A 2721-nucleotide genomic window follows, 5' to 3' on the forward strand; every position below is an offset into this window, starting at 1 on the left:
CGTACGCATACGCTGAAGGCCGCCTATTGACGCGTACCTTGTGGCGTTAGTGTCCGCTTAGATTTTAAGTGGACGCTTAGCAATGAAATATCTGGCTATGGAGCAGCCGTCGAGGGTGGAAGCGAGCACGCCCGCGGCTCTGTCGCTGCCGACGGATGCCGGCCGACAGCGGAGGCGCCGCTCCTGGACGGCCGAGCAGAAGCTGGCGATCCTGGGTGAGGTGCAGGAGTCCGGTGATCCGGTGGCGGTTGTCGCGCGGCGTCACGACATGAACGCGAACCACTTGCACATCTGGATGAAGCAAGCCCAGGAACGGAGATTGGGTGGCCGATCCGAGGCCCCGCCAATCGCCTTCATTGACATGGGTGTGGTCGGTCACAGCGTGCACGATGTAGAGGCGGAAGAGCCGGCGCCTGTGCAATCCCACTCCGAAGTGTCGGCTACCAGCCAGGCGGTGTCTGCCGGTGGCCGGATAGAAATCGTCGGTGCCAACGGCCGGCGTGTGATCGTTGACCGCACTGTCGACGTAAGTGTGCTGATGCGGATCTTGCAGGGCCTGGAAATGCTGCGATGATCCCGACAGAAGGCGTGCGTGTGTGGTTGGCGACGGGCTACACCGATATGAGATCTGGCTTTCCATCGCTGGCGCTCCGGGTGCAGGAGGTCCTCAAACACAATCCTCTTGGGGGCAACCTGTTTTGCTTCAGGGGGAAACGCGGAAATTTGTTGAAGGTCATCTGGCATGATGGCCAAGGAGCATGCCTGTTTACAAAAAGACTTGAGCGCGGACACTTCATCTGGCCGACAGTTGAGGGTGGAGCTGTTACAGTATCTCCTGCGCAACTGAGTTATCTATTGTCCGGAATAGACTGGCGCAACCCTCAGGAAACATGGCGACCAACCCGGGTTGGGTAGCATTTTTTAGTTGAAAATACAATGGAATATGATTCAATCGGCGCATGAATTCGAAGCCGGTTGATCTTCCCTCGGATCTTGCCAGCGCCTACGTGGCGCTGCTTGCCGAGCGTGAGGCGCTGCTGGCTGAACGCGATGTGGCTGTCGCGGATGCTGCCAACTGGCAGGCTGAAGCTGCCAACGCGCAGGCCATGCTGTCCGACAACGAGGCGCTGATCGCGCATCTCGAGCTGCGCATCGAGAAGCTGAAACGCGAACTGTACGGGCAGCGCTCCGAGCGCACGGCACGGCTGATCGAGCAGCTGGAATTGGAGCTCGAAGAACTCGTCACCTCGGCGACCGAGGATGAGCTTGCCGCACAGGCCGCGGCGGCGAAGACGCAGAAGATCCGCCCCTTCATGCGCAAGCGACCGGTGCGCAAGCCATGGCCGGAAGACATCGAACACGAGCGCGTCGTCATCGATCCTCCGACTGCCTGCGCCTGCTGCGGCGGATCCCGGCTGTCCAAGCTGGGCGAGGATGTGAACAAGACGCTGGAGGAGGTTCCGCGCCGCTTCAAAGTGATCGAGACGGTGCGGGAGAAATTTACCTGCCGGGACTGTGAGACGATCAGCCAGCCGCCGGCGCCATTCCATGCCACTCCACGCGGCTTCATCGGCCCTCATCTGCTGGCGACGATCCTGTTCGACAAATTCGGCATGCATAGTCCCCTCAACCGTCAGAGCACCCGGTTCAAATGCGAGGGCATCGAGCTTTCGACCTCGACGCTGGCCGATCAGGTCGGGTTTGGTACGTCCGCCCTCATGCCGGTCTTTGATCTGATCGAGGCGCATGTCTTCGCGGCCGAGCGCCTTTTTGGCGACGACACCACCATTCCCATCCAGGCCAAAGACAAATGCACGACCGGTCGAATATGGACGTACGTGTGCGATGACCGGCCCTACGGCGGAGCGGCAGCGCCGGCGGCCATATACTATGCGTCGAGCGACCGCCGCGGCGAGCATCCGCAGAAACATCTGGCCGGGTATGGCGGCATTCTGCAGAGCGATTGCTACAATGGCTTCGAGCCGCTCAGCGTCGCCGAAAAGAAAGCGGTGCCGATCACCTTTGCTTTTTGCCATGCGCATGCGCGGCGCAAATTCTTTGAACTGGCCGATATCCAGAAAGGTGCCCGGGATCACAAACGGAGAGGCAAGCCGATCTCTCCGATCGCCTTGGAGGCGGTCCAGCGGTACGACGCGCTGTTCGAGATCGAGCGCCAGATCAATGGATTGAGCGCCGAAGAGCGACTGGCCGCGCGGCAGGAAAAGAGCAAGCCGCTGTTCGATGGCATGCACGAGTGGCTGAAGCGGGAGCGCACTACGCTCAGCAGATCCTCCGAGGTCATCGAGCCGATCGATTACATGCTGAAGCGCTGGGATGGCTTTGCCCGTTTCCTGGATGATGGCCGGATTTGTCTCACCAATAACGCCGCCGAGCGCGCGCTCAGAGGTATCGCATTGGGAAGGCGAAATTGGACCTTCGCCGGTTCCCAGCGTGGGGCTGATCGAGCCGCCATCATGCTCTCCGTCATCACGACTTGCCGCCTCAACGAGGTTGACCCAAAGGCGTGGCTCGCCGATGTGTTCGCCCGCATCGCCGATCTTCCCGTCTCCCGCCTGCACGAACTGCTTCCGTGGACGTGGAAAAGGCTGCGTGAGGCCAAAAAGGCCCCGGGTCAGCACATCGCCTGAGCGACAGCTTCACCATACATCAGCCAGGGCGCCTGCGCGCGAGCCAAGTCTGCGGCCTTCCGCGTATGGATAC

At 60.8% G+C, this 2721-nt stretch carries 3 protein-coding genes; all 3 read left to right on the forward strand.

Annotation, left to right across the window (positions count from 1 at the left end; genetic code table 11):
* Positions 1 to 82 precede the first annotated feature (82 nt).
* From tnpA to tnpC, 3 genes are read left to right on the forward strand one after another with little or no spacing between them, the layout of a single operon-like run.
* Entirely contained in the window at positions 83 to 574 is a 492-nt protein-coding gene (gene tnpA, locus O7A70_RS33625; protein WP_337144179.1) for an IS66-like element accessory protein TnpA, read from the forward strand.
* Positions 571 to 915 (forward strand): IS66 family insertion sequence element accessory protein TnpB, encoded by a 345-nt coding sequence (gene tnpB, locus O7A70_RS33630; RefSeq protein WP_140762481.1) that lies wholly within the window; start codon positions 571 to 573, stop codon positions 913 to 915. The genes tnpA and tnpB overlap by 4 nt, the downstream gene beginning before the upstream one ends.
* Positions 916 to 959: 44 nt before the next feature.
* On the forward strand, positions 960 to 2648 hold the full coding sequence (tnpC, locus tag O7A70_RS33635; RefSeq protein WP_337144180.1) for an IS66 family transposase: 1689 nt from the start codon (positions 960 to 962) through the stop codon (positions 2646 to 2648).
* The last annotated feature ends 73 nt before the right edge of the window (positions 2649 to 2721 follow it).

Source organism: Mesorhizobium sp. Cs1299R1N1, assembly GCF_037179655.1.
Classification (GTDB): Bacteria; Pseudomonadota; Alphaproteobacteria; order Rhizobiales; family Rhizobiaceae; genus Mesorhizobium; species Mesorhizobium salmacidum.